This window comes from Sphingomonas larreae, assembly GCF_051400595.1.
Lineage (GTDB): Bacteria > Pseudomonadota > Alphaproteobacteria > Sphingomonadales > Sphingomonadaceae > Sphingomonas.
Window position 1 is genome coordinate 213,825 of record NZ_JBLFFI010000002.1, and the last position, 24,850, is coordinate 238,674.

At 69.7% G+C, this 24,850-nt stretch carries 23 protein-coding genes and 1 tRNA gene; 13 read left to right on the forward strand and 11 right to left on the reverse strand.

Annotated features, from left to right (window positions below; all coding sequences use genetic code 11):
- Nucleotides 1-63: 63 nt before the first annotated feature.
- Both ACMGDM_RS09240 and ACMGDM_RS09245 read left to right on the forward strand, forming a co-directional pair.
- Nucleotides 64-357 carry a hypothetical protein gene (locus ACMGDM_RS09240; RefSeq protein ID WP_436803841.1) on the forward strand — a complete coding sequence of 98 codons (294 nt, stop codon included), beginning with the start codon at nucleotides 64-66 and terminating at the stop codon, nucleotides 355-357.
- A gap of 373 nt (nucleotides 358-730) precedes the next feature.
- Nucleotides 731-1,282, forward strand: coding sequence for a hypothetical protein (locus ACMGDM_RS09245; RefSeq protein ID WP_436803842.1), 552 nt, complete (start codon nucleotides 731-733; stop codon nucleotides 1,280-1,282).
- Between the two features lie 124 nt (nucleotides 1,283-1,406).
- Here ACMGDM_RS09245 and ACMGDM_RS09250 read toward each other — a convergent pair whose 3' ends face one another.
- The 3 genes from ACMGDM_RS09250 to ACMGDM_RS09260 all read right to left on the reverse strand — a co-directional run bounded on the left by ACMGDM_RS09250 (nucleotide 1,407) and on the right by ACMGDM_RS09260 (nucleotide 3,040).
- The gene (locus tag ACMGDM_RS09250) at nucleotides 1,407-2,108 is read right to left on the reverse strand and encodes an extensin-like domain-containing protein (protein WP_436804257.1); all 702 of its coding nucleotides are present in this window, start codon (nucleotides 2,106-2,108) and stop codon (nucleotides 1,407-1,409) included.
- A 50-nt stretch (nucleotides 2,109-2,158) separates the two neighbouring features.
- Nucleotides 2,159-2,923 carry an NUDIX hydrolase gene (locus tag ACMGDM_RS09255; RefSeq protein WP_436803843.1) on the reverse strand — a complete coding sequence of 255 codons (765 nt, stop codon included), beginning with the start codon at nucleotides 2,921-2,923 and terminating at the stop codon, nucleotides 2,159-2,161.
- Nucleotides 2,924-2,964: 41 nt separating this feature from the next.
- Nucleotides 2,965-3,040: transfer RNA gene (locus ACMGDM_RS09260), tRNA-Ala, on the reverse strand.
- A 237-nt stretch (nucleotides 3,041-3,277) separates the two neighbouring features.
- Here ACMGDM_RS09260 and ACMGDM_RS09265 point away from each other — a divergent pair.
- Entirely contained in the window at nucleotides 3,278-4,609 is a 1,332-nt protein-coding gene (locus tag ACMGDM_RS09265; RefSeq protein ID WP_436803844.1) for a DUF2171 domain-containing protein, read from the forward strand.
- Nucleotides 4,610-4,701: 92 nt separating this feature from the next.
- Here ACMGDM_RS09265 and ACMGDM_RS09270 read toward each other — a convergent pair whose 3' ends face one another.
- Together ACMGDM_RS09270 and ypfJ are read right to left on the reverse strand one after the other, a co-directional pair.
- Nucleotides 4,702-6,456, reverse strand: coding sequence for a methyl-accepting chemotaxis protein (locus ACMGDM_RS09270; protein ID WP_436803845.1), 1,755 nt, complete (start codon nucleotides 6,454-6,456; stop codon nucleotides 4,702-4,704).
- Between the two features lie 247 nt (nucleotides 6,457-6,703).
- Nucleotides 6,704-7,609 carry a KPN_02809 family neutral zinc metallopeptidase gene (gene ypfJ / locus ACMGDM_RS09275; protein ID WP_436803846.1) on the reverse strand — a complete coding sequence of 302 codons (906 nt, stop codon included), beginning with the start codon at nucleotides 7,607-7,609 and terminating at the stop codon, nucleotides 6,704-6,706.
- A gap of 116 nt (nucleotides 7,610-7,725) precedes the next feature.
- Here ypfJ and ACMGDM_RS09280 point away from each other — a divergent pair, with 116 nt between their 5' ends.
- Nucleotides 7,726-8,511 (forward strand): 3-hydroxybutyrate dehydrogenase, encoded by a 786-nt coding sequence (locus ACMGDM_RS09280; protein ID WP_436803847.1) that lies wholly within the window; start codon nucleotides 7,726-7,728, stop codon nucleotides 8,509-8,511.
- Nucleotides 8,508-9,134, forward strand: coding sequence for a DUF4893 domain-containing protein (locus ACMGDM_RS09285; RefSeq protein WP_436803848.1), 627 nt, complete (start codon nucleotides 8,508-8,510; stop codon nucleotides 9,132-9,134). Before ACMGDM_RS09280 ends, ACMGDM_RS09285 begins: the two co-directional genes overlap by 4 nt.
- Here ACMGDM_RS09285 and ACMGDM_RS09290 read toward each other — a convergent pair.
- On the reverse strand, nucleotides 9,131-10,087 hold the full coding sequence (locus ACMGDM_RS09290) for a cation diffusion facilitator family transporter (RefSeq protein ID WP_436803849.1): 957 nt from the start codon (nucleotides 10,085-10,087) through the stop codon (nucleotides 9,131-9,133). The genes ACMGDM_RS09285 and ACMGDM_RS09290 overlap by 4 nt on opposite strands.
- A gap of 181 nt (nucleotides 10,088-10,268) precedes the next feature.
- On the opposite strand from ACMGDM_RS09290, the gene ACMGDM_RS09295 reads away from it, so the two are divergent.
- A complete protein-coding gene (locus ACMGDM_RS09295; protein WP_436803850.1) occupies nucleotides 10,269-10,781 on the forward strand; it encodes a GAF domain-containing protein in 513 nt (170 codons plus the stop codon).
- Nucleotides 10,782-10,791: 10 nt separating this feature from the next.
- Here ACMGDM_RS09295 and ACMGDM_RS09300 read toward each other — a convergent pair whose 3' ends face one another.
- Nucleotides 10,792-11,073: a chorismate mutase gene (locus ACMGDM_RS09300; RefSeq protein WP_436803851.1), complete on the reverse strand. Its 282-nt coding sequence runs from the start codon at nucleotides 11,071-11,073 to the stop codon at nucleotides 10,792-10,794.
- Between the two features lie 101 nt (nucleotides 11,074-11,174).
- On the opposite strand from ACMGDM_RS09300, the gene ACMGDM_RS09305 reads away from it, so the two are divergent.
- A complete protein-coding gene (locus tag ACMGDM_RS09305) occupies nucleotides 11,175-12,182 on the forward strand; it encodes a polyprenyl synthetase family protein (RefSeq protein WP_436803852.1) in 1,008 nt (335 codons plus the stop codon).
- 100 nt (nucleotides 12,183-12,282) lie between these two features.
- Here the strand turns inward: ACMGDM_RS09305 and ACMGDM_RS09310 are convergent, their stop codons facing one another.
- The 3 genes from ACMGDM_RS09310 to ACMGDM_RS09320 form a co-directional block, all read right to left on the reverse strand.
- Entirely contained in the window at nucleotides 12,283-13,272 is a 990-nt protein-coding gene (locus ACMGDM_RS09310) for a cation diffusion facilitator family transporter (protein ID WP_436803853.1), read from the reverse strand.
- Between the two features lie 125 nt (nucleotides 13,273-13,397).
- A complete protein-coding gene (recN, locus tag ACMGDM_RS09315) occupies nucleotides 13,398-15,053 on the reverse strand; it encodes a DNA repair protein RecN (protein WP_436803854.1) in 1,656 nt (551 codons plus the stop codon).
- A gap of 66 nt (nucleotides 15,054-15,119) precedes the next feature.
- Nucleotides 15,120-16,130: an outer membrane protein assembly factor BamD gene (locus ACMGDM_RS09320; RefSeq protein WP_436803855.1), complete on the reverse strand. Its 1,011-nt coding sequence runs from the start codon at nucleotides 16,128-16,130 to the stop codon at nucleotides 15,120-15,122.
- Between the two features lie 115 nt (nucleotides 16,131-16,245).
- Between ACMGDM_RS09320 and ACMGDM_RS09325 the strand changes: the two genes are divergently transcribed.
- The 4 genes from ACMGDM_RS09325 to ACMGDM_RS09340 all read left to right on the forward strand — a co-directional run bounded on the left by ACMGDM_RS09325 (nucleotide 16,246) and on the right by ACMGDM_RS09340 (nucleotide 21,617).
- Nucleotides 16,246-17,070, forward strand: coding sequence for a class I mannose-6-phosphate isomerase (locus tag ACMGDM_RS09325; RefSeq protein ID WP_436803856.1), 825 nt, complete (start codon nucleotides 16,246-16,248; stop codon nucleotides 17,068-17,070).
- Between the two features lie 139 nt (nucleotides 17,071-17,209).
- A complete protein-coding gene (locus ACMGDM_RS09330; RefSeq protein WP_436803857.1) occupies nucleotides 17,210-17,890 on the forward strand; it encodes a PAS domain S-box protein in 681 nt (226 codons plus the stop codon).
- A 161-nt stretch (nucleotides 17,891-18,051) separates the two neighbouring features.
- Complete coding sequence (locus ACMGDM_RS09335) at nucleotides 18,052-20,448, forward strand: tetratricopeptide repeat protein (RefSeq protein WP_436803858.1); 2,397 nt, start codon at nucleotides 18,052-18,054, stop codon at nucleotides 20,446-20,448.
- Nucleotides 20,445-21,617, forward strand: coding sequence for a deoxyguanosinetriphosphate triphosphohydrolase (locus ACMGDM_RS09340; RefSeq protein WP_436803859.1), 1,173 nt, complete (start codon nucleotides 20,445-20,447; stop codon nucleotides 21,615-21,617). The genes ACMGDM_RS09335 and ACMGDM_RS09340 overlap by 4 nt, the downstream gene beginning before the upstream one ends.
- Before the next feature lie 179 nt (nucleotides 21,618-21,796).
- Here the strand turns inward: ACMGDM_RS09340 and ACMGDM_RS09345 are convergent, their stop codons facing one another.
- Entirely contained in the window at nucleotides 21,797-22,084 is a 288-nt protein-coding gene (locus tag ACMGDM_RS09345; protein WP_436803860.1) for a hypothetical protein, read from the reverse strand.
- Between the two features lie 179 nt (nucleotides 22,085-22,263).
- On the opposite strand from ACMGDM_RS09345, the gene argS reads away from it, so the two are divergent.
- Together argS and ACMGDM_RS09355 are read left to right on the forward strand one after the other, a co-directional pair.
- A complete protein-coding gene (gene argS / locus ACMGDM_RS09350; protein WP_436803861.1) occupies nucleotides 22,264-23,991 on the forward strand; it encodes an arginine--tRNA ligase in 1,728 nt (575 codons plus the stop codon).
- Complete coding sequence (locus ACMGDM_RS09355) at nucleotides 23,991-24,719, forward strand: SPOR domain-containing protein (protein WP_436803862.1); 729 nt, start codon at nucleotides 23,991-23,993, stop codon at nucleotides 24,717-24,719. Before argS ends, ACMGDM_RS09355 begins: the two co-directional genes overlap by 1 nt.
- Nucleotides 24,720-24,850: the final 131 nt, after the last annotated feature.

Sequence of the window (24,850 nt, forward strand, 5' to 3'; positions counted from 1 at the left end):
AACGCGGGGTGGCGCGCGGCGTTAGGTGTGACAGAAGATTGCCGCCTCAAAGGAGAGAGACAGATGACCGACCAGAGCCCGATCGACGACCGCGCGCTCGATAGCCTGTCGGTGGCGCCCGAGGCTGGAAACGCAGGCGGCGCCAAGGATCCGCGGCAGGATGCGGGACAGGACCGCTCGATCGAGAAGCGGCTGCAGAAGCATCCTGACAGCGCCGACGCGAAGGTCGACCAAGGGCTCGACGAGTCGATGGACGCGTCGGATCCGGTCTCCGCGACTCAGCCGGGGCGAAACGATCCGGCGCCGTCGTCGGGTTATGACGAAGCCGAAGAGGCCGAGCGCCAGCGCGATGCCTGAGCGCCTTATCTGAGGCGACCCGACGGCCATCGCGGGACGCCCCTCTTTGATGTGGGGCGTCACACGAGGCCGCTTCCGCCGTGAGCGGTTGCATCGCCGCCGAGCAACATGCCGGCCGGCTCTTCATCTGGATGAACGCTCTACCTCGCTCAACCCCACTCCGAGCAAGCCGATGGCGCGAACGATTGTTGCCCGAAAGACGCGTCGCAGGCGCATTATCCACCATGATACAACTGCTGGTCGCATCCATGTTGCGGTGCGGCACGGTTCGTGATGGATTGATGACAATCGGGCGAGCGGTGCGTGAAGGGTCGCATTAACCTTTCCCGTGCATGATCGTCCCGGTTGAAACACGCTGGGGCGGGGTACGATCATGGGTGCCAGAAGGAAGCCGGCCGAGGGCGCGATGACATTGGCCGAAATGAAGGAGTTCGCCGGCTTCGCGGCGGCGACGCAGCGCTATGTGCGACGCAGTCTCGATGTCGGGCTTGACCGCGACGACGCCATGACTCGCTGGTCGCGCGATGTCGTCGAGTCAGCGAGCATTCGGGCGCAGGCGCACCATTATCGTCGCCTCCCCGCGATCCGCGCGATGGTGCCCGATGACAGTGGACTCGAGACTGCCGAGCAACTGCTCGCGCCGCTGGTGACGCTCTCCGCCTTCGACCTGGGGCAGGGACGCATCACCACCTTCTCGGCATATCGCTTCCTGTACGAGCGGCTGGTCGGCGCGCAGGTGCGGCCGTGGCTGCCGTCTGCCTTCTGCGCCGCCGCCGCGATGCCGCATCTGCATCCCGAGCTGCGCCGCACGTTGCTGCAATCGATCAGCGAGGCGGCGGCGACCGCCTCGGGTTGGTCGTCGCGTCAGCCCGCCTTCTTCCCCGCCTGGGTCGAGAAGGTGGACGTCACCGCGCTGCCGCACTGAGGCACGGGCTGCGGCCGCGTCGGAGGGGCGCGGCCGTGGTCGGGCACGCGGCGAAGTGCCCGTGCGTTAGTGGGGGTGGGGCGTGATTGCTTCCATGCTTCGCCGCCTTGTCCCTCGCCGCGGCTCAGCGGCAGGCCCGCCACGCCGTGGCACCTCGCGCGGCCTGGTCGAGGTGGAAGTGATCGCGGTGCGCGGCATTATAGTCGGGCGACAGCACCGTGGCGAACAGGCCGCACGCGCCGTCGCGGACCTCGTGGAGAAAGGCGCTCTTGGGGCCGGGCGCACGCCAGTCGCGCCGCACGCTGACCGGGGTACCGTCAACCAGGCGGAAGCCGACCACGTCAAGCGCATTGGCGCGCGCATGCTCGCTCCAGCCGCCGTTCACGCGCCCGTATAAGCGTCGGCACGAATAGCTGCCGACATGCTCGATCTGCACCACCCGCTGGCCGAAGTGACGTTGCGCTGCGGGCGCGACGACGTCCCACTCCCACATTGCCAACGCAGCCGCGACCGGACAGGCGATGCCGACGCGCGCCGGCGTGAGCGCGATCTGCCGCGCACCGCCTCGAACGAGCCGCACCGCTCCGGCGTACCCGCATTGCCGGGAGGCGTCGCGTCGGGGCGGTAGGCTGGTGTAGCGGACGCCGGCGTGATCAAGCAGCGCGGCACAACGCGCGGGATCGGTCCCGAGCGCGGCGAGCTTACGTCCGGTGAACAATCCGACGGGCTCACCCAGAGTAAGGGGTGCCCAGGGAGTGTCCTGCGGTCGCGCGCGCAGAAAGGCCCAAAAGATCAGGCCCGCCGCGGCGAGCAGCGCCAACACCATGGTTGTGGTGATCAGCCGGCGCAGGCCGCGAAGCACGCGCCCGGCGCCGCTCAGCCGCGCCGCGCCGCCGCCACGGGCTCTGCGGTGACGGGATAGCCGAGATCGTCGGGGATGCAGAGGTGGTCCACTCCGGCGCGCGTCTCGATCCAGGGCGTGATCCGCCGCAACGGAGTGGCCCGCGCCTGCGCCACCGCCTCGTCGTAGCTGGCAAACTGCGCCAGCCGCTCGAGGTTGCGCCGGGTGGGGAAGATCAGGCTGCGCTCGCCTTGCGCGGCGGCCTCCAGCGTCGCACGCGCGCTGGCCCATTCCAGCCGCACGTTCTCGGTCGCATCGACCTGCGCCGGTCCGGCGTGCGCCGGCAGGCGGGCGAGGTAGAAGCGCGTGTCGAAGACGCGCGTATGGCGCTCGCCCGGGCACCAGTGCGCGAAGGGAACAAGATGATCGAGCGCGAGAGTCATGCCGCTCAATGCTTCCTCGAAGGACCGCCCCTCGTGCAACGCAGCCCGGATTGCGTCGACGCGGGTTGGCGCGGCAAGGCCGATCGCGACACCGGCTTCTTCGATCGTCTCGCGGATCGCGGCGATCCGTGCGTCGGCGTCGGGTACGGCATCGAACCCCCATGTCGCCGCGAGCGCGAGATCGCCGGGATCCACCCGCCCTCCTGGAAAAACGGTGGCGCCCGGTGCGAAGGCAAGCCGGCGCGACCGTTCGACCATCAGCAGGTCCGGAGGGCCGTCGGGGCGATCGCGGAAGACGATCAGGGTCGCGGCGGGCATGGCCGGCGGCAGCACGTGCGATGAAGGATCGTTCGTCATCAGGGCTCCAGCGGCGGTGCGCGCTGGGAGCATCGGGCGGGTGGTGGAGCCGAGGGGGATCGAACCCCTGACCTCTGCAGTGCGATTGCAGCGCTCTCCCAGCTGAGCTACGGCCCCGCCCGCGTTCCCCGCTTGTGCCGGGGAGCGCCGCCCTTAACCGGGGCCTAAACGGCTTGCAACCTGAAATGCGGGCAGCGAGCGAAATCTCCCGGCAGGCCAGCCGGTGGCACGGTGCGACGAGCCGCCGTTGCGCTACCGCAACGGCAGGAACGAACACGGCGCTTGATCCTTGTCAGTAGGCTCGCTCGCGACGACGCAGAAGTGTCGCGCGAGGTGTCACGCAGGAGAACCATCATGGGTTACGAACGCTACCCGCGCGGGACCAATCCGCAGGACGATTATTACGGCCGCAGCGAGACGCAGGATTACGGTCGCGATTACGGATCGGGTCGCAATCAGAGCTATTCCAGCGCCCGCGACTATCAGGCTGCCGGTCGCCTTGATCGCGGCGATGAGCGCGGCGGTTTGAGCGACCGCAGCGGCGACAGCCAGCGCGGCTACGGCAACGCCGGCTATGCGCGCGGCTATCGCGACGAAGGACGCGATTACGGCGATCGCGGCTATGGCGAAAGCGGCTTCGGCAACGGTGATCGCGGCCGGTATGGCGCGCAGCAATACGGCCAGTCGCGCTACGGCGAGCAGGACCGCGACCGTTTCCAGCGCCAGGATTATGGCAATCAGGACTATGGCAATCGCGGCTATTCGCAGCAGGGTTATGGTCGCCAGGATTATGGGCAGCAGCGCTCCGGGCGCGGCGATACCGGCCAGCAGGGCTATCGCAACGAGTATCACGGCAGCTACGCGTCCGACGGGCGCCGCTTCGAGGACGTAGGGTCGCGTCGCCATGCCGACGACGACAATTACCGTGGGCGCCCGTCCGGTGGACGCGACTATGGTCGTCAGCCGCAAGGTTACGACTATGAGGAGCGTGGCTTTCTCGCGCGGGCGGGTGACGAGGTGCGCAGCTGGTTCGGCGACGAGGACGCCGAGCGCCGTCGCGAGGCCGACACCCGCTACGACGAGCGCTCGTACAGCCAGCGCGGCGATCAGGACCGTGATGGCGATTATCATAGCTGGCGTTCGAACCAGATTGCGTCGTTCGACCGTGACTATGACGAGTATCGCCAGGAGAACCGCACCAAGTTCCACAACGAGTTCGCCTCGTGGCGCACGGAGCGCCAGGGTCAGCGGGACTCGCTCGACAAGGTGCAGGAGCATGACGAGGTGGTCGGCTCGGACGGCAGCCATGTCGGTACCGTCGACAAGGTGCGTGGCGATCGCATCCTGCTGACCAAGAACGACGCCGACGCGGGCGGTCAGCACCACTCGATCCCGTCGCGTTGGATCAAGTCGGTCGAGGACAAAAAGGTGACCCTGTCCAAGACCGCGGACGAGGCCAAGCAGCACTGGCGGACCGAGGAGAAGAACCAGGCGATGTTCGGCTATGGTGATCGCGGCAGCGACGATCGTCAGCGCGACACCCACTCGACCAGCGGCACGAGCGCAAGCGCCGGTGGCACCGCGACGGGTACGACCGGGGCGACCGGTTCGGCGTCGGGTACCACGTCGAGCGATAGCAACGCGGGGTCGACCAACCTGAACAGCAGCTTTTCGGGCACCTACTGAGTCGTCACGGTCGCGCGCGGGTCACTGACCCACGCTCAAAGAAGGCTCCGGGCGGCGACGCCCGGGGCCTTTCCGTTCTTGAATGGTGGTGGTCAGGCGGCGTGCGCGAGCCGCCGCACATGGTCGCGGGGCGCCTGAGCCTCGCCGACGACGAAGCGCGCGACCTCCTGCGTCAGCGAGTTGGCCCCACTCTCGAGGTTTCGCGATACAGCGGTGATCTCCTCGACCATGGCGGCATTCTGCTGCGTCACCCCGTCGATCTGCGCCAGCGCAGTGTCGATCTGGTCGAGGCCGCTGGCCTGCGACCGCGCCGAGGCAGCGATCTCGGCCACTAGCTGACCGATGCCACTGATCTGCGTGGTGATGCGATCGAGCGCCGCACCGGTCTCGTTGACGAGGCGAACGCTGGCATCGACCTGTTCGCCACTCTGCGTGATGCGCTGGCGCACGTCCGTCGCAGCCTCGGCGCAGCGGGCGGCGAGCGCGCGGACCTCGTTGGCGACCACGGCGAAGCCCTTGCCCGCGTCGCCCGCACGCGCCGCCTCGACTCCGGCGTTGAGCGCGAGCAGATTGGTCTGGAACGCGATCGCGTCAATCACCGCGATGATGTCGCCGATCTCGGCGGAGGCCTGCTCGAGCCGCCCCATAGCCGCCACCGCGTCGCGCACCACCGCGCCGCCGCGCTGTGACTCGCCGTGCACCGTCTCCATCGCCTCGCGCGCCTTGGCGGCCCCGTCGGCAGCCTGTCGCATCGTGCCGGCGATCTCGCTCATCGCCGCGGAGGTCTCCTCGAGGCTCGCGGCTTGATGTTCGGTGCGGCGCGAGAGATCGTCGGATGCCTGGCTCAGCTCCGCCGTATGCCCGTGCACCGCCGCGCTGCCGTCGCGGATCGCGCTGATCGCACCGCGGATTTCCTCCAGCGCATGATTATAGTCGGCGCGGAGGCGCTCGTAGCTGTCAGGGAAGGGGTCCTGGATACGCGCCGTGAGGCGCCCGTCCGCCAGCGCGGCGAGGTGACGCGCGAGCGTCTCGACCACGTCGCGCTGTTCCTCATCAGCGCGCGCCTTCTCCAGCGCGCCTTGGCGGAACACGCTGACCGACTTGGCCATGGTGCCGATTTCGTCTCGGCGATCCAGCCCCGGCACCGTGATCTGGAGCTCGCCACGGGCGAGCTGCTCCATCGCGCCACGCATCTGGGCGAGCGGGCGGAACATGCGCCGGGTGACGCCGAGGCAGACGAGCGCTGCCGCAACCGTGACGATCAGCGCGGCGAGTGCAATGCTGAACTGCACCTCGTGCAGGTCGGCGAGGAAGTGCGCCGCGGGGATGCCGACGTAGAGCACGCCGACCACCTTGCCATCGGCATCTTTGATCGGATCGTACGCGGTGAAGAACGGGGTGCCGAGGATGTCGGCGCGACCGCGATAGGGCTTGCCGTCGCGCAGCACCGCATCCCGCACTGCCGGGCTGGTCAGCGTCGTGCCGACCGCACGCGACCCGTCCGGGTTCTTGACGTTGGTGGCGATGCGGACGTCGTCGCGGAAGATCGTGGCGGTGCCGCCGACCAGCGCCTTGACGTGATCGACCGCTGGATTGTCGCCGTTGAGCGCATGGCCGCCGATCGCCAGCGTGTCGCCGTCGCGCCGCGCATCGCGGCCATAACGGTGCAGCACGTCCCAGGCGACGCGCATATTGGCTTCCTGGCGTTCGTTGGCGCGCTGCTCGGCGTTGGCGCCGAGGATCTTGGCGGTAACACCCGCGGTCACCAGCGCCAGCAGCGAGAGCGACAGCACGATCAACATCGTTACCTTCGCCGACAGGCTGCGCCCCGCCAGCGTATTCGCCATTCCCATGTACCGACCCGTTCTCGTTGAGCTGAGAGGGCGGCGCGTCCACGGCGCCGCGCTGTCACCTCAATGAGCGGAAATGCTTAAATTACAGCTACCAGCTTTGATAAGGTTCGATGCGCAGGCGTCATCGCGGCGCCGCTTCGCTAATACTGTGCCGTCATCCCGAGGTAAGGGAGGACGGCACGGTGCGGGCGGTCGCAGGTTGGTGCGACCGCCACGTCGCTCCGTTGCGGCGCACTCCCGCTTAGATCTGGCCCGAGAAGGTGTCGCATTGCGCGGGATCACCCGTCTCCATCCCGCGGCGGAGCCAAGTCTGCCGCTGCGCCGAAGTGCCGTGGGTGAAGCTGTCCGGCACGACGCGACCCTGCGCCTCGCGCTGGAGCGTGTCGTCTCCGATCGCCTGCGCGGCGCGCATGCCTTCCTCGACGTCGCCCGGATCGAGCCGCTGTCGGTTCTGCGCCGCCCATACGCCCGCGTAGCAATCCGCCTGCAGCTCGAGCCGGACCGACAGCGCATTGCCCTCGCGCTCGCCGCCGCGTGCCTGCGCGCGCTGCACCTGGTCGGAGGTGCCGAGCAGCTTCTGGATGTGATGGCCGAACTCATGCGCGATCACATAATATTGCGCGAAATCGCCGGGCGCCTTGAAGCGGTTGGTGAGCTCGTCGAAGAATTCGGTATCGAGATAGATGCCGTTGTCGCTCGGGCAGTAGAACGGGCCCATCGCCGACATCGCCTGGCCGCAACCCGATCGTCCGCTGCCATTGAAGAAGCGCAACATCGGCGGGCTGAAGCGTTGCCCTTCCTTGGCGAAGATCTGCTCCCAGGTATTCTGCGCGTTGCTGAACGCCTGGCACGTTTCGCGGCGCTGCGGCGAAGCGTCGCACACCTGGCGGACGTCGCTGCCCTCGGAGCGGCCTATCTGCGTGGGCGCGGACGTCGTACCGCCGCCGAACATGCTGCCGAGATTGCCGAGCCCGCCGAACACCGCGAGCAGCAGCAGCACCACGACGATGCCGCCGCAGCCAAACCGGCTGCCGATCATCGGCAACAGGCCGAGCAGCAGGCCGCCACCGCCGCCGCCGCCCAGGCCGCCGCCACCGCCGCGCGCCTCGCCGACGTTGATGTCATTGTCGTAATCGTCGAGGCGCATCGATCGGGTCCCCCCACGCGTTTCGTTGCCGTCGCGGTATGAATGCGCGCGGGGTGCGACGGGTTGCACGCGGACGGGCTTTGCTGATCCGCGGTAAGGGCGGAGGAGACGGGCGGATGATGCTGAGCGGGAAGAGCGCGGTGGTGACGGGATCGACCTCGGGCATCGGCCTTGCCGTCGCGCGTGCACTGGCGGCGGAGGGCGCGAGCGTGATGATCAATGGTTTGGGTGACGCCGCCGCGATCGAACAGACCCGCGTCGAGCTTGCCGCAGCGAGCGCCGCCGACGCGCTGTACGATCCCGCCGACATGACCCGACCCGACGAAATCGTCGCGATGATCGAGCGCGCGCACGCCGCGTGGGGCGGCCCCGATATTCTCGTCAACAACGCCGGCGTCCAGCATGTCGCGCCGATCGCCGAGTTCCCGGCGGAGAAATGGGATGCGATCATCGCGATCGGCCTCTCCGCGTCGTTTCATGCAATCCGCACCGCCGTGCCGCACATGCGCGCGCGCGGCTGGGGTCGCATCATCTCCACCGCCTCCGCGCACAGTCTCGTCGCGAGCCCCAACAAATCCGCTTATGTCGCCGCCAAGCACGGGCTGGTCGGTCTCACCAAGACGGTCGCGCTCGAGACCGCGGGGGACGGCATCACCGCAAATTGCGTATCGCCGGGCTATGTGTGGACACCGCTCGTGGAGCAGCAGATCCCCGCCACGATGGTGGCGCGCGGGCTCACCCGCGAGCAGGTGATCGACGACGTATTGCTCGCCGCGCAGCCGACGAAACGGTTCGTCACCGCCGAACAGGTCGCTGCGCTTGCCCTCTTCCTGTGCGGCGACGCGGCGGCGGCGATCACCGGCGCGAACCTGTCGGTCGACGGCGGCTGGACCGCGGCGTGAGGCGGCTCGCCGCGGGTGCGCTGCTGCTGATCGTTTCCACGGCGTGTGGCGTCACGGCGCTCGCGGCACCGGCCACGCCGCAGCCAGGTGCCAGCTGGCGTCGCGTTGCGACGGCCGCGGATCGCGAGCGCCTGCGCGGCTGGCGCTTGTCGTGGCAGCGGGCGCTCGAAGGGGCGCGTCGTACCGCGCCCGACGCGGTGGCGGCGGAGCGCGAGCTGTTCGACTATGACCACGCACTCGACGCGCCGATTCCGCCCGAGGGCGATTATCAATGTCGCATGATCAAGCTGGGCGCACAGGCGGCCGGTCAGCGCGACTATGTCGCCTATCCCGCGGCCAGCTGTCGCATTTTCGTCGACGAGCGCGGCATGCGCCGACTCGAGACGCTCGGCGGGCCGCAGCGGCCGGCTGGGATCATCTACGCCGACAATGGTCTCCGCGCCGTCTTCCTCGGTACGCTGGTGGTGGGCGACGAGACGCGCGCTTATGCCTATGGCCGCGAGCCCGCGCGCGACCTCGCGGGCTGGATCGAGCGAGTCGGGCCGACACGCTGGCGCGTGGCGCTGCCGCGGCCCGTCTTCGAGTCGCTGCTGGACGTGATCGAGCTGGTGCCGGCCCGCTAGCGCGCCGGCGTCCCGGGCGCGAGCGCGGCGGCGTCCTCATGGCGCTCGGGCCGGATGTAAATTGACGACAGCCGCGGCTCGGCGGCGCGGAGTTGGTCCTCGATCGTCTCGATCATCCGCTCGCCCTCGCCCATAGTGAGCGCATCGTCGAAATCGGCACTGATCGCGACGAAGATGCTGTCGGGCGCGGTATGGATCGTGCGGACGTGGTTGACCGCGGTGACGCCGTGCTGCGCTTCTACCATCGCGCGGACGCGCGCGACCACCGCGGGATCGGCGCGCTCTCCGATCAGCAGCCCTTTGCTCTCTCGCGCGAGCAGCACTGCGACGAGCGCCAGGATCACCCCGATCGCCATCGAGGCGAGCCCGTCGATGCGCGGGTCGGCATAAGCGTGGCTGGCCCAGACTCCCGCGGCGGCGATCACCAGGCCGGCCAGCGCCGCCGAATCCTCGAAGAGCACCATGAAGCCGGGAGGATCCTTCGAATCGCGGATGGCGCGCCACCAGCCGGACTCGCCCTTTGCCGCAGCAAACTCGCGCATCGCGATGCACCAGGACGTGCCTTCGAGCGCGAAAGCGACCGCCAGGACGATATAGTTAAGCAGCGGGTCGGCAAGCGGTTCGGGTGCGCGCCAGTGCCGCCAGCCCTCGTAGATCGATACGCCCGCGCCCACCGCGAAGATCAGGATCGCGACCACGAACGACCAGAAGTACAGCTCACGCCCATAGCCGAACGGATGCGCGGCATCGGGCGCGCGCCGCGCCTTCGACTGGCCGTAAAGCAGCAGGATCTGGTTGCCGCTGTCGACCAGCGAGTGGACGCCCTCGGTGAGCATCGACGAGGAGCCCGAGATTGTGGCTGCGACGAACTTGGCGATCGCGATCCCCACGTTTGCCGCCAACGCGCCGTACAGAACGATATTTTCGCGCACGCGCGCGGCGAGGGTGGCCATGCCGTCTCCTTCAGCCGGCGTCGCCATGCCGGTGAAGGCGCCAACGCGCGAGTGCGCCCGGCAGGCGCGTTCTCAAATCGGCTTGTCTCGATCAATGCCACTTCGGTGCTGATAGTAGCGTCTGCTTCATCCTTCCTCCTGTACAGCGTCGCCTTCCGCCGCGGGGCGTGAGGAGAGCAGCGTGGGGGTGACCGTCTATGAGCCCGCGCCCACGCCGGATGACGAGTCGGCGCGCGGGCGCCTTGTCGAGCGATCTGGCGCGCTCGCGGTTCGCCATGACGCCGTATTGCAGGCACTGACCGAAGACGTCCGCGAGACGCTACAGACCGGCGCCGCCGCGGTGTCGATTGTCTACAAGGACTGGCAATATGTGATTGCGGGCGCCGGCTTCGCGGCGGGCGCGTATAGCCGCCGTACGTCGCTGTGCGGCCACGCGGTGATGTCCGCGGGCGTGTTCCACGTCGGCGATATCGCGGCGGACGGACGGTTCGCAGGCAATCCCGTGCTGGTCGAGAATCATCAAATGCGCTTCTATGCCGCGGCGCCGCTGCTGGCGGGCGCCGGAACGGCACTCGGCACTCTGTGCGTGTTCGACCGCGCGCCGCGCGCCGACTTTCCGAGCGGGCACCGCGCCTACCTTCACCGTCAGGCCGGCGCGGTGATGGCGCGGCTCGATCGCCTCCAGGCGCGCTGAGGGCGCGCGCTCAGCCCTGCTGCGCCGCGCGATGGTGGCGGATCACCTCGTCGATGATGAAGCGCAGGAACTTTTCCGAAAATTCGGGGTCGAGCTCGGCCTCCTCGCTGAGCCGGCGGAGCCGCGCGATCTGCGCTTCCTCACGCCCCGGGTCGGCCGCGGGCAGCCCCGAAGTCGCCTTGTACGCGCCCACCGCTTGCGTGATCTTGAACCGCTCCGCCAGCAGGCACACGAGCGCGGCATCGATATTGTCGATACTCTTGCGATAGCGTTTCAGGACGTCATCGGTCATCGCTCGGCTCCCCGCGTGCGCCGCCTCCATGCTGATCGATGTCGGCGAGGGCAAGCCTGTGCTTGCGTTGCGCGCGTGCGACCTCCTAAGGGCGGGAGCAGATGAGCGCCACTCTCCACCGTCTCGCCGGCACTTCGCCGTCGCTCGACCCGATCATGACCTTGGTTGCCGACGACATGGCGGCGGTCAATCGCGTGATCGTCGACCGGATGCGCTCGGAGATCCCGCTGATCCCCGAGCTGGCTGGGCATCTGATCGCGGGCGGGGGCAAGCGGCTGCGGCCGATGCTGACCCTCGCCGGGGCACGGCTGCTCGGCTATGGCGGCACGCGCCACCACCTGCTCGCCGCCGCGGTGGAGTTCATCCATACCGCGACGCTGCTGCACGACGACGTGGTCGACGGCTCCGACCTACGCCGCGGCAAGCGCACCGCCAACATCATCTGGGGCAATCCGGCCAGTGTGCTGGTGGGCGATTTCCTCTTCTCGCGGTCGTTCGAGCTGATGGTGGAGGGCGGCAGCCTGCGCGCGCTCGAGATCCTGTCCAACGCCAGCGCGGTGATCGCGGAGGGCGAGGTGAACCAGCTTACCGCGGTGCGCCGGATCGACCTGGGCGAGGAGCGCTACCTCGATATCATCGGCGCCAAGACGGCGGCGCTGTTCGCCGCCGCCTGCCGGATCGCCGCGGTGGTCGCCGATCGCGCCGACACCGAGGCTGCGCTCGATGCTTATGGCCGTAATCTCGGCATCGCGTTCCAGCTGGTCGATGATGCGATCGATTACACCAGCGACTCGGGCACGATGGGCAAGGACGCCGGCGACGACTTCCGCGAGGGCAAGATGACGCTGCCGGTGATCCTCGCCTATGCGCGCGGCGGCGAGGAGGAGCGCGCCTTTTGGCGTGACGCGGTCGCTGGCCGGCGCGCGAGCGACGCCGACTTCGACCATGCGGTCGGCCTGGTGCGACAGAGCCGCGCGGTGGACGATACCTTCGCGCGCGCGCGTCATTACGGCCAGCTCGCGATCGATTCGCTGGCCCCGTTCCCGGCGAGTGCGGCCAAGGACGCGATGGTCGAGGCGGTCGAGTTCGCGGTGGCGCGGGCCTATTGATCACCGCGCTGGTCGGGCGCGGGTGAGAGTCGGCCCCGCCTCGTCCTCGCCTCGCGCAGGGACGATCCGCCCATGCGCCGCTAACGCGGGGCCTGCCGGTTCACACCTTGCCTTCGTCGGCCAGCCCGCACGGCGCGCCGGTCTCGACCTGGATCGTGGCGTGGCCGATCCCGAACCGCTCGTGCAGCATGTCCTGCGCGGCGTGGAGGAACGTGTCGCCCGGATGACCAGCGGGCAGGCAGAGGTGCGCGGTGAGCCCCGGCTCGGTGGTCGACATCGGCCAGATATGCAGATCATGCACTTCTGCCACGCCCGGTAGCGCGGCGAGCGCGGCGCGCACCCCGTCGTAGTCGATCCCACGGGGCACCCCCGCCAGCGCCATCTCCACGGTTTCGCGCAACAGCCCCCAGGTCTGCCAGAAGATCAGCGCGGCGATGGCGAGGCTCACCAACGGGTCGATCCACGCGAAGCCAGTGAAGTAGAGCGCGATGCCGGCCGCGACGACGCCGGCGGAGACCAGCGCGTCGGCGAGCATGTGCAGATAGGCGCCGCGGATGTTGACGTCGCCCTCGCGTCCGCGCGCGAACAGCCAGGCGGTCACCGCATTCACCGCGATGCCCGCACCCGCCACCAGCGACACGGTGAGCCCCGGCACGGACTGCGGCGCATCGAGCCGATGCACCGCCTCGAGCGCAATCGCGCCGAGCGCCACCAGCAGCAGCAGCGCGTTGGCGAGCGCGGCCAGGATGGTGGAGCCCTTCAGGCCGTAGGTGAAGCGTTTTGACGGCGCCGCGCGCGCCAGCGTCGCGCCGCCCCAGGCGACCGCCAGCCCGAGCACGTCGGACAGATTGTGCCCGGCGTCCGCGAGCAGCGCCATCGAGCCGAACGCGAGCCCGGCGCCTCCCTCAGCGACGACATAGGCCAGGTTGAGCGCGATCCCGATCGCAAAGGCGCGGTCCCAGCGCTCGGGCGGGGCATGATGGTGGTGGCCGTGACCGTGGTGATCGTGACCGTGGTGATCGTGACCGTGGTGATCGTGCCCGTGGTGATCGTGGTGGCGCGCGTGCGCGTGATGATGACCCTGACCCATGGGCGCGCGTCTACCACTGGTGGGGGAGGGCGCACCAGCGTCCCCGCGCGGGGCCGCAGTCGTCAAAATGGAGACGTGACCATGCGCTCGCGCCGTATTGCCGGTTCAAGCCCGGCCTGGCGGTGTCACGCCGCTTCGAGCAGCCGCTCCGCCTGCGCGCGCGCCTCGTCGGTCACCGTTGCGCCCGAGAGCATGCGCGCGATCTCCTCGCGCCGCTCGGCCGGATTGAGCGGCCTGACACCCGTGCGCGTCACCACGCCATCGCTCGATTTCGCGATCAACCAGTGCGTCGCGCCGCGCGCCGCGACCTGCGGGCTGTGCGTTACCACCAGCAACTGCGTGCCTTGCGCCAGCCGCGCCAGCCGCTCGCCGATCGCGCTGGCCACGGCGCCACCGACGCCGCGATCGATCTCGTCGAAGATCATCGTCGACGCGCCGCCTTCCTGCGCGAGCGCCACCTTGAGCGCGAGGATGAAGCGTGACAGCTCGCCCCCCGAAGCGATCTTCGCGAGCGCCGCGAACGGCGCGCCGGGGTTGGTGGCGATCTCGAACTCGACCCGGTCGCGCCCCGCAGCGGACCAGTCACCTTCGGCGAGCGGCGCCACCACGGTGCGAAACCGCGCCGCGTCGAGCTTGAGCGGCGCCAGTTCCGCCGCGACCGCCGCATCGAGCCGCGTCGCCGCGGCCGTACGCCCCGCACTGAGCGCCGCGGCTGCCGCCTCGTAGCGCGCCCGCGCGCTCGTCACCGCGCGCTCGAGTCCGGCGAGACCTTCCTCGCCGGCGTTGAGCCGTTCGAGCTGCGTCGCGAGATCTCCCGCCAGCGCCGCGAGCTCGTCGGGTTGGACGCGATGCTTGCGGGCCATCGCGCGCAGCTCGAACAGGCGCGCCTCATCGTCCTCCAGCTGGCGCGGATCATAGAGCAGCGCCGCTGCCGCCTCGCGAAGCCGCTCCTCCGCCGCGCCGCCCTCGATCAACGCGCGATCCACCGCCGCAAGCGCGTCGGCGAGCGCGGGATGGTCTTCCGCGATCCGTTCGAGCACCCGCGCAGCCTGGCGCAGGTGGGTCAGCGCGCCGTCGCCACCGTCAAGATGATCGGTCACCGCGTTGAGATCGTCCGCCACCTTCTCGGCGCGCTGCATCGAGCGGCGGCGCTCCGCAAGCGCCTCCTCCTCGCCAGGTTCGGGCGCGAGCTTGGCCAGCTCCGCGACCGAATGTTCGAGCCACTCGCGATCGCGCTGCGCCGCGGCGATGCCATCGCGCGCGGCATCGAGCGCACGTTCGGCGGTGCGCCAGGCGGCATGCGCTTCGGCGACCGCACGCGTGTCGCTCCGTGCAAAGGCGTCGAGCAGCGCGCGATGTCCCGTCGCCGCCAGCAGCCCGCGATCGTCATGCTGACCGTGGATCTCGACCAGCAGGGCGCCGATCTCGCGCAGCAGCGCGGCGGAGGTGGGCTGGTCGTTGACAAAGGCGCGGCTGCCCCCGTCTGCCTTGACGAGGCGGCGGATGATCAGCGGCTCGCCGGGATCGAGCTCAAGCCCATTCTCGGCGAGCAGCGCCGCGGCCGCCGGCGGCGCATCGAAGGTGGCGGTCACCACCGCCTGCGCCGCGCCGCTGCGGACCAGGCCGCTCTCACCGCGCCGGCCAAGCGCAAGGCCGAGCGCGTCGAGCAGGATCGACTTGCCCGCGCCGGTCTCGCCGGTGAGCACGCCGAGCCCGGGCCCGAATTCCAGTTCGAGCGCCTCGATCAGCACGACGTCACGGATGGATAGCGCGGTCAGCATCGGCCTGCGCTCCTTAACGGCGAATCGCCCGCCTGTTTACCCCTTTCGTTCCGCCGCGCGCGTGTGTCACTGCGGTCCGGTCGGCGTGGTGGCAGGCGTGTCGGTCACCGCGCCGGGCGCGGTGCTGCCCGAGGGATTGTCACCGCCGGTCGTGGCCGGGGTCGGCCGCGCGGGCGCGTCGGCGCTCGGCGGTGCGGCGGTCGGCTCGCCCGGAATGCCGGGCGCGTCAGCGGCGCGGGTGGCGACCGGCACGACCTGCTCGCCGGGCTTGAGCGGCGCGATCGGCGTGGCGGGATATTCCTGCATCAGCTTGTACGCGCGCTGATACCATTCGCTGCCAGGATAGTTGGCGCCGAGAACCGCCGCGGCCTTCTCCGCCTCGGGGCGCACGCCGAGCGCCAGATAAGTCTCGGTGAGCCGCATCAGCGCCTCGGGCGCGTGCGTGGTGGTCTGATACTGGTCGACGACACGGCGGAAACGCAGCGTGGCGGAGAGCCACTGCCGGCGGCGCTCGTAGAAGCGGCCGATCTCCATCTCCTTGCCGGCGAGATGGTCACGCACGAGATCGATCTTGAGCCGCGCATCCGCGGCGTAGCGCGTGTTCGGATAGCGCCGGGTGAGTTCGCCAAGTGCGTCCTGCGCTTGCGAGGTGATCTTCTGGTCGCGCGTGACGTCGTTGATCTGCTCGTAATAGCTCATCGCGACGAGGTAATAAGCGTAGGGCGCGTCGCGGTTGCCGGGGTGCACCGAGAGGAAGCGCTGCGCGCCCTGAATCGCCTGCGTGTAGTCCCGGTTGAGATAGTAACTGAACGCGCCCATCAATTGCGCGCGGCGCGCCCAAACCGAATAGGGATGCTGGCGCTCGACCTCGTCGAACAGCGCCGCCGCTTCCTTGTACCGGCCTTGGTCAAGCCGCTGCTTGGCCGCCGAGTAGAGCGTCCCCACGTCGCGCGCGACATAGGGCAGATCGGCCCGGTTGCGGTTGCCCGCGCAGCCGGCGACCGGCAGCGCCAGCGCGGCGACGAGCCCGAGCGCGAGCGGCCGGGCGAGGGGGGAGCGGAAAAGGGGGGTACGCATCGCCCCGGCTCTTAGCTTAAGGAGGTTGCGGCGAACAACGGCTTTCGCGCGGATGCAACACGCCGCGTGCACGACCCGTTATCGCCGCCGATCGCTCGTATCCGAAGGAGTCCGCATGCCCGCCACTTTGCTCGCCACCAAGCGCGTCGAGAAACCCTGGGGGCGGCATCATCTCTTCCCCGGCTTCCCCGATCCCGCCCCCGGTGCCGAGCCGATCGGCGAGATCTGGTTCCAGTCGCCGCATCCGGAAGAATCGGAGCTGTTGATCAAATATCTGTTCACCAGCGAGAAGCTGTCGGTGCAGAATCATCCGTCCGATGAGGAAGCGCACAAGCGCGGCCTACCGCGCGGCAAGGACGAGTGCTGGACCATCCTCGCCGCCGAACCCGATTCGACGATCGCGCTTGGCCCGCTTCAGCCGATCACGCGTGAGGAACTGCGCGCCAGCGCCGAGGATGGCAGCCTCGAGCACAAGCTTTTCTGGAAGCCGGTCCAGGCGGGCGACTTTCTCTATTCCGAATCCGGCGTGATCCACGCCATCGGCGCGGGGCTGACGCTCATCGAGGTGCAGCAGAACTCCGACACGACCTACCGACTGTTCGATTACGGCCGCCCGCGCGAGCTGCACCTCGACGACGGCGTCGCGGTGGCGCACCTCGACCCATATGTGCCGTATGTCTCGCCGGGACAGGTCTCACCCGGGCGCACCATCCTGGTGGAAGGCCCCAAGTTTGTGCTGGAGCGCTGGACGGGCGGCGCGCGCGAGATTGCGCTGCCCGAAGGTACGGTCGGGTGGCTCGTGCCGATCCGCGGCGAAGGCGTGATCGCCGGCGTGGAGTGGAAGGCGGGCGAGTGCGTCACCGTCACCGGTCACGAGCAGCTCCACGCGTCGAACGACGCCGACCTGCTGTTTGCCTATCCCGGTGACCGGCGGCTCTGAGCTGCCACGATCGGTTACGCCTTCGGCCTCTCAGCGACTAATCGGTCCGTAGTAAATCTTCTTCGCCCCACTCCCGTGCGTGCTATGTTAGCGATCTGTATTAGCAGACCGCTTGGCGGCAGGATCACGGGGGTGGGAGATGGATCGCGCGGCGTCGCGCAGCCTGAAGAGTTGCCTGACGGACGAGCAGATGCGGATCGTCGATGCGGATGACGACTATGTCGCCATGCTCGGCTATGAGCGCGATCTGCTGATCGGTCGCACCTTCCTCGAGATCACGCATCAGGACGATCGCACCGTCAATCGTCAGCGTGCCGAGGCGCTGATGGCGGGTGGTGACCCTTTCTCGATCACCAAACGCTATATCGTCGCGGATGGCAGCGTCATCTGGGTGACCAATCACGTCAGCCTTCTCCACGTCGGCGCCAACCGGCGGCAGCTCGTCACCGTGGAGTTGCTGGAGACGCCGCGGCCGGAGGACCGACGCCGTCTGCTCCGCCTCGCGGCCGAGCGCATCCTTGCCAAACGGCGGTTGCGCACACATTATTTTCAGGGCGAGATGTTCGGGGAACCCGCCTTCGATCTGCTGCTCGATCTGTTCGTACAGGAAATGTCCGGCCGGCAGACCTATACCACCAGCGCGGCGGTCGCGTCCGGGGCGCCGCTCACCACCGCGCTGCGCCAGATCGCGATGCTGGTCGAGCGCGGTCTGGTGACCCGCGACCCCGATCCGGTCGATCGCCGCCGAGTGCTCCTGCGCCTCAGCGACGAAGGCTCCAAACAAATGTGGGACTATCTGGCAGCGACCGAGAAGATCTGAAGCGGCTACACGGCTCGTCGTCGTGTCGGCGCGCTTCATCGCAGTGCCGCATCGCGCGTCATTGCCGGTTCAGCCGCCAGCCGGTCTAGACGGCCGCCCGGCCCGGCGACGGGCCACTAGTCCATTCCGCCGCCGGCGCGCGGCGGGGAGTGTAGTATCGCATGACCGACGTCCCTCGCCCGCGACCGGGACGGATCTTCGCCGCCGCGCTCTCCCCGCTGGCGCTCGCGGCGGTGCTGTCCGTGGGCGCGCCGAAGCCCGCCTGCGCGCAGGCCGTGATGCCGGTTGCCAACCCCGACGCCGACCGGCTCGCCGAGCTGGTACGCCGCCTCGGCGCCTCGCCGCGCGATCTGTCCGCGCTGGTCGAAGCGGGCGAGCTGTCGTTCAAGCTCGGCGATGCCACCGCTGCCGCGGCGCTCTACAAGCGCGCGGAGGCGATCGATCCCCGCAACGCGCGCGTGAAGGCGGGGATTGCGCGCATCCTCGTCAACGGCGAGCGGCCGGGCGAGGCGCTGCGCTATTTCGACGAGGCGCAGCGCTACGGCGCGGTGATGGCGCGCTACGCCGACGATCGCGGGCTGGCCTATGACCTGATTGGCGAGCAGGAGCGTGCGCAGCGCGACTATCGCCTCGCCCTGGCGCAGAGCGGTGCGCAGGGCGACGAGCTCGACGAAATCCGCCGCCGATACGCACTGTCGCTCGGCATTTCGGGACGGCAGCAGGAGGCACTGGCGGAAATCGACACGCTGCTGCGACGCTCCGACCGGGGCGCGTGGCGCGCGCGCGCGTTCATCCTGGCGATGGGCGGCGACGTGACCGGTGCGAACCGGATCGCGGCGGGCATGATGCCGACGGGCATGGCCACGGGGCTCGCTGCCTTCTTTCAGCGCCTGCCCACGCTCGGTGCGGCCGATCGCGCTTTCGCGGTGCACTTCGGCGAGGTGACGCCCACCGCCGCGCGGCTCGCCGACGCGCGGATGGTGCCGATCCTGCCCGTACTTGGCGTCGACCCTTATGCGCCGCGGCGGGTCGAGGTTGCTGCGGCAGCGCCGACACCGGTCGCGACCAAGCCGCTGTCGCGCAGCGAACAGCGCCGACGCCTGCGGGAGGCGGAGCGTCAGCGTGAGCTAGCGGCGCGTGAGGCGGTCCGTTCCGGACGACAGCCGAGCGCGCGGCCGGCGACTCCGGCACCTGTACCGGCGCAGCAGGTCGCGGCGGCGCTGCCCTCGTCCGTGCCAGCGGCGAGCAACCTTCCCTCAACCGCGGCGCCGCAGCTCGCATCAGCGACGCCGCTGCGCACGCCGACGGCAAGCGCGAGCCGAGGCCCAGTTACGTCCGCGATCACCGCCGCTCCGCAGCTTGGCGCGGTCGCTACCGCCGCGCAGACGAGCGGTGCCGTCGCCCCATCGGCTGGGTTCGGGTCGCGGACGACCAATGCGGCGCCGACCCTACCCGTGCAGCTCGCCAGCGCCCCCAGCCTGGCCGTGCCGGCCGCGGTCGGCCGCACCACGCCCACGCCCGCGCCTACGCCCACGCCCGCGCCGGCGTCGCCCACGCCCGCGGCGTCCTCGCTTGCGAGCGCGCCGCTGCCGCGCGCGGCGGCGGCGGCGACGCCGGCGGTGGCAAGTGCCGCACGCCCGACCCCGCCCCGGCTCGGCGAGGACTCGATCCTCGCGCGCATCGTTGCCGGCATCTCGGTGCCCGCCGCCGAGCTCGGCGTAGCCCCGATGCCGGGTGCGCAGCGCACGGTAGCGGTCGCCGCGACCCCCGTGGCGACCGGCGCGTCGCTCGACGAGGCGGCGCAGGCGGCCGAACGCAACGCCGCGGCGGACGAGCAGAAGCGCCAGCGGCTCGTCGCAGCAAAGCGGGTCGCGACTCGCGACGTCGTTGACGAGCCGGAGCCAGCGTCCACACGCGCGAAGGGGCGCCAGCTTGCCGCGCCGGAGAGCAGGCGCAAGGGGCGAGCCGTCGACGAGGAGGAGGCGCCCGTCGCAAAGAAGGGCGCGCGCGGTCGTGTGACCGGCGACGACGACGCACCGGTCACGAAGAAAGCCGGGCGCGGCGCTGCTTCCAGCGGGGAAGACGCACCCGCTCCCCGCAGGGGCGCACGCGGCAAGGCGGCTGCCGAAGAGGAGGCCGTGGCCAAGGAGGCGGCGGCCAATAAGGGGGCGGCGGGCAAGAAGCTCGGCGGCAAGAGAAGCGCGGCCGACGAGGACGACCTCAAGGTCGCCGGCAAGGGGACCGCGAAGGGCGCGGACAAGGCGAGGGGCAAGGCCGAGCGCGACGAGCCGCCGCGCATCTGGGTCCAGGTCGCGGGCGGCGCCAACCCGGATGATCTTGGCAAGGCATGGAAGGCGGCGCAGGGCAAGGCGGCCGCGCTCGCCGGCAAGCGCGCCTATACCACGCCGCTGCGCGCAACGCACCGCGTCGTCACGGGGCCGTTCAAGACTCAGGCAGAGGCGCGCGCGATGGTCAACACGCTCGCCAAGCAGGGGCTGTCCGCCTTTACCTTCACCAGCGAGGCGGGGCAGAAGGTCGACCGGCTCGACACGAAGTGAGCACCGTCGCGACCCACGCGCCTTGGGCAGCGGACCCGGCCCGCAGTCGTGGCCGGCTGCATTCCGAAGAGGCGGGTGACCGCGGCCCGCGCGACGCTTTCCAGCGCGACCGCGACCGTATCATTCACTCGATCAGCTTCCGCCGTCTCCGCCACAAGACCCAGGTGTTCCTCGCCCCCGATGGCGACCATTTCCGCGTGCGGCTGACGCACAGCCTTGAGGTGGCGCAGATCGGACGCACGATCGCGCGCACGCTCGGGCTCAACGAGGATCTGACCGAGGCGCTGTGCCTCGCGCACGACATCGGTCATCCGCCTTTCGGTCACGCCGGCGAGGACGCGCTGCGCGCCGCCACCCACGCGCATGGCGGGTTCGACCACAACGGACACACGCTGCGGACGCTGATGCGGATCGAGCGTCCGTATCCGCGCTGGCCCGGGCTCAATCTGACGTGGGAGACGCTCGAGGGGCTCGCCAAGCACAACGGTCCGGTGCGCCACCCCGGCTGGGAACTCGCCGAGGCGGATGCCGAGGCGGCGCTCGCGCTCGACACGCACGCCTCGCTCGAGGCACAGGTGGCGGCGCTCGCCGACGATATCGCGTATGACAATCACGACATCGATGACGGGCTGCGGGCGGGTCTGCTGACGCTCGACCAGATCATGGCGGTGCCGCTGGTGGCGCAGGGGTGGGAGCGCGTCGCCGCGCGCTTCGCGGACGTGCCACGCGCGCGACTCGCGGGTGAGCTGATCCGCAGTCAGATCGGCGCAATGGTCAACGACCTGATCGAGGAGTCAGGCCGCCGCATCGCTGCGGCAGGGGTAACGAGCGTCGACGACGTGCGCGCGGCCGGGCACGCGCTGATCGGCTTCTCGCCCGCGATGACGACCGCCGAACGCGACCTGAAGCGCTTCATGTACGCGAACCTGTACCACCATCCGCGCCAGCTCGCCGCGGCTGCGGCGGCAGCGCAGGTGGTGGCGGGCCTGTTCGCCGCCTATCGCGACGATCCGGCACGGCTGCCGGACGAGTGGCGCTCGCGTCTTCCGGCGGACGAGCCGGGCATCACGCGTCACCTCGCCGATTTCATCGCCGGCATGACCGACCGCTACGCGATCGCGCGTTACCGCGAGGTGGTGGGCGCGATTGATTTGCCGGAGGGCTTCTAAGGAAGGCCGCGCACTGATCGTGCCGCGGCGGTCATCGAATCCTCGGGCGACATCAGCCTTCGCTGAGGCCCGTTTCGGTATCCACCCACCTGCACGCCCGTTGGGCGTTCGCTCGTGGTGGATACCGGACGGGTCGGGCGAGACGCTCGCCGGTGCGAAGGCGAGCGTGGCCGATCGGATCAGTTGGCAGCGCCCGCGGCGTTGACGGTGAGCGACTGCGCCGCGCGGAACGACACGGGCACGCCATTGGCCTGGCCCGACACGCGATTGCCGTTGACCACGAAGCGGAAGCGGCCGCCGCGCTCCGCCTCATGCCCTTCGATCAGCGTGCGCTGCTCGTCGAGCGCGCTGGTGGTGTAGACATAGGTGTGGCCGTCACGCGTAAAGCTGCGCTCGACGGGGGCGGCCGTCGCCGCGGTAGCGACCAGCGTGGCCGCGGCGGCAGCGAGGATCGTGAGAGTGCGCATGATCGTTGCTCCAGCTTGGGGACTGACGTCCGTTTGATGCGGTGCAACATGCGTGCTGCGATGCAATATGTGCAAATCACCGTTGCGCATGCGTGATTGCAGCAAGTGCAGCTGTGCCGGTGCGAAACGCACGCATGGCTTTTGCGTCACTCCAAGCCATGAGCTAAGGCGCCGCCGCTATGACACTCTTCACTCGTTTCGCCGCTCACGTCGATGCCGCACTCGATACGCTCACCGCGGCTGGCACGCTGCCGGCCGGCCTGGACCGCCGCAACGTGACGGTAGAGCCGCCGCGTGACCCGAGCCACGGCGATCTCGCCACCAACGCGGCGATGGTGCTCGCCAAGCCGGCTGCGACCAATCCGCGGGTGCTGGCCGAGGCGCTCGCGGGCGAGCTGCGCGCGCTGCCCGACGTCGCCGAGGTGAGCGTCGCCGGCCCTGGCTTCATCAATCTGCGCCTGCGCGACGATGTGTGGCGTGGCGAGATCAAGGCGATCCACGACGCCGCGGCCGACTATGGGCGCTCCGCAACCGGCGAGGGCGTCACCGTCAACATCGAATATGTCTCGGCCAACCCGACCGGGCCGATGCACATGGGGCATTGCCGCGGCGCGGTGGTCGGTGACGCGCTCGCCAGCCTGCTCGAGTTCGCCGGCCACCGCGTCGTGCGCGAATATTACGTCAACGACGCGGGCGGGCAGGTCGACGTGCTCGCGCGCTCGGCGCACCTGCGCTACCGCGAGGCACTCGGCGAGGACGTTGGTGCGATTCCGGAGGGCTTGTACCCGGGCGATTATCTCGTGCCGGTCGGTCGCGCGCTCGCGGCCGAGTTCGGCGATTGCTACGCCGCCGCGCCGGAAGGCGAGTGGCTGGCGCTCTTCCGCACCCGCGCGGTCGCGGCGATGCTGGTGCTGATCCGCGACGACCTCGCCCTGCTCGGCATCCACCACGACCTGTTCTCGTCCGAGGCGGAGCTGCAGGCGGCGGGCAAGCCCGAGGCGGCCGAGGCCTGGCTGCGCGCGCGCGACCTCGTCTATGACGGCGTGCTCGAGGCGCCCAAGGGGGAGACGCCGGAAGACTGGGAGCCGGTCGAGCTACCGCTGTTCCGCTCCAGTCGGTTCGGCGACGATCAGGATCGACCGATCAAGAAGTCGAACGGCAGCTGGACCTATTTCGGCGCCGACCTCGCTTACCACTTCCAGAAAGCGGAGGGTGCGGACCAGTTGATCGATATCTGGGGCGCAGACCATGCCGGGACGGTGAAGCGCATCCAGGCCGCAGTCGCCGCGCTCACCGAGGGCAAGACCCGCTTCGACGTCAAGCTGGTGCAGATGGTACGGCTGCTGCGCGCCGGCGAGCCGGTGAAAATGTCCAAGCGCGCGGGCAATTTCGTGACGCTCGCCGACGTGGTGCGCGAGGTCGGCAAGGACGTGGTGCGCTTCACGATGCTGACGCGTCGCGCCGACGCGCAGATGGACTTCGACTTTGCCAAGGTGGTCGAGGCGTCGAAGGAGAACCCGGTTTTCTACGTGCAATATGCGCACGCCCGGGTCCACTCGCTGCACCGCCGCGCGACCGAGGCCGGAATCAGCGCCGCGGCGGCCGATCTGTCCCGGCTTGATACGGAGGAGCTGGCGCTGGTGAAGCTGGCCGCGCAATTCCCGCGCGTCGTCGAGACCGCCGCCGCGGCGCGCGAGCCGCATCGGATCGCCTTCTATCTCTATGATCTTGCGGCCGAGTTCCACGCGCTCTGGAACGTCGGCAACGATCGGCCGGAGCGCCGCTTCCTCGTCCCGGAGGACCATCAGGTCACCGCCGCGCGCTTGTCCTTGGCCAGCGCGATCGGTCAGATTATCCGCAATGGCCTCGCCATCATGGGCGTGGAGGCGGTCACGGAGATGCACTGATGACGAGGTCTGGGTCGTTCGCGCGCGGCGACGAGGACCGCCTGCCCTGGCTCGAAACGGTCGAGCCCGACGAGCCCGAGGGTGCGCCGGTCGGGCGCGTCGTGCTGCTCGTGCTGCTCGGGCTGGCGGTGCTCGGCGCGGTGCTGTTCGGCCTGTACCATTACCAGCGCGGCGTCGCGGGCGAGGGCGCGCTGATCGCGGCGCCGGCGGGCGACTATAAGGTTCGCCCCGACGAACCTGGCGGAATGAAGGTGGAGGGCGAGGGCGACTCTGCCATCGCGGCGAGCGCGGGCAGCAACGCCGCGGCGGCGATCGACCTTTCTGCTGTGCCGGAGGCGCCGATCGCACGGCCCAGCGCGGCGCCGAGCGCGACGCCAACCGTGGCGGGGGGCGCGCCCTCGGTAAGCGCGACGGTGCCGCAGGCTGCCGCGCCGCTGCGCGCGGCACGGCCAGTGGCAGCGCCGCCACCGCGCGTGCCGGGTGCGGGGACGGGCGGCACGCTGGTGCAGCTCGGCGCCTTCCCGACCGAGGCGGCGGCGAACGTCGCCTGGAGCGCGATCGCCAAGCGCTTCGGCTATGTCGCTGGGCTGGGGAAGCTGGTGCAGCCGGCGACGGTCAACGGCCGAAACGTCTATCGGCTGCGCGTCAACGCCGGCAGCGCCGGCGCCGCGGCGGACCTGTGTGGCCGGCTGAAGGTGGCCGGCGAGGCCTGTTTCGTCACGGGGTGAGGAGAAGCTGCGGGTCTGAGGCGACGAAAGGCCTGCCAGCCTGGTCTTCAGCAGGACCAGCGTGAGATGCGCGAGCCGGCCCTTACATTCTCCGTCATCCCGGACCGAATCCGGGATACACTCCTCCGCGA

Excerpts from the sequence above, each read along its gene's own strand:
- ACMGDM_RS09240 (WP_436803841.1), top strand. The coding sequence starts at position 64 with ATGACCGACCAGAGCCCGATCGACGACCGCGCGCTCGATAGCCTGTCG.
- ACMGDM_RS09245 (WP_436803842.1), top strand. The coding sequence starts at position 731 with ATGGGTGCCAGAAGGAAGCCGGCCGAGGGCGCGATGACATTGGCCGAA.
- ACMGDM_RS09250 (WP_436804257.1), bottom strand. The coding sequence starts at position 2,108 with ATGGTGTTGGCGCTGCTCGCCGCGGCGGGCCTGATCTTTTGGGCCTTT.
- ACMGDM_RS09255 (WP_436803843.1), bottom strand. The coding sequence starts at position 2,923 with ATGACGAACGATCCTTCATCGCACGTGCTGCCGCCGGCCATGCCCGCC.
- ACMGDM_RS09265 (WP_436803844.1), top strand. The coding sequence starts at position 3,278 with ATGGGTTACGAACGCTACCCGCGCGGGACCAATCCGCAGGACGATTAT.
- ACMGDM_RS09270 (WP_436803845.1), bottom strand. The coding sequence starts at position 6,456 with ATGGCGAATACGCTGGCGGGGCGCAGCCTGTCGGCGAAGGTAACGATG.
- ypfJ (WP_436803846.1), bottom strand. The coding sequence starts at position 7,609 with ATGCGCCTCGACGATTACGACAATGACATCAACGTCGGCGAGGCGCGC.
- ACMGDM_RS09280 (WP_436803847.1), top strand. The coding sequence starts at position 7,726 with ATGATGCTGAGCGGGAAGAGCGCGGTGGTGACGGGATCGACCTCGGGC.
- ACMGDM_RS09290 (WP_436803849.1), bottom strand. The coding sequence starts at position 10,087 with ATGGCCACCCTCGCCGCGCGCGTGCGCGAAAATATCGTTCTGTACGGC.
- ACMGDM_RS09300 (WP_436803851.1), bottom strand. The coding sequence starts at position 11,073 with ATGACCGATGACGTCCTGAAACGCTATCGCAAGAGTATCGACAATATC.
- ACMGDM_RS09305 (WP_436803852.1), top strand. The coding sequence starts at position 11,175 with ATGAGCGCCACTCTCCACCGTCTCGCCGGCACTTCGCCGTCGCTCGAC.
- ACMGDM_RS09310 (WP_436803853.1), bottom strand. The coding sequence starts at position 13,272 with ATGGGTCAGGGTCATCATCACGCGCACGCGCGCCACCACGATCACCAC.
- recN (WP_436803854.1), bottom strand. The coding sequence starts at position 15,053 with ATGCTGACCGCGCTATCCATCCGTGACGTCGTGCTGATCGAGGCGCTC.
- ACMGDM_RS09320 (WP_436803855.1), bottom strand. The coding sequence starts at position 16,130 with ATGCGTACCCCCCTTTTCCGCTCCCCCCTCGCCCGGCCGCTCGCGCTC.
- ACMGDM_RS09325 (WP_436803856.1), top strand. The coding sequence starts at position 16,246 with ATGCCCGCCACTTTGCTCGCCACCAAGCGCGTCGAGAAACCCTGGGGG.
- ACMGDM_RS09330 (WP_436803857.1), top strand. The coding sequence starts at position 17,210 with ATGGATCGCGCGGCGTCGCGCAGCCTGAAGAGTTGCCTGACGGACGAG.
- ACMGDM_RS09335 (WP_436803858.1), top strand. The coding sequence starts at position 18,052 with ATGACCGACGTCCCTCGCCCGCGACCGGGACGGATCTTCGCCGCCGCG.
- ACMGDM_RS09345 (WP_436803860.1), bottom strand. The coding sequence starts at position 22,084 with ATGCGCACTCTCACGATCCTCGCTGCCGCCGCGGCCACGCTGGTCGCT.
- argS (WP_436803861.1), top strand. The coding sequence starts at position 22,264 with ATGACACTCTTCACTCGTTTCGCCGCTCACGTCGATGCCGCACTCGAT.
- ACMGDM_RS09355 (WP_436803862.1), top strand. The coding sequence starts at position 23,991 with ATGACGAGGTCTGGGTCGTTCGCGCGCGGCGACGAGGACCGCCTGCCC.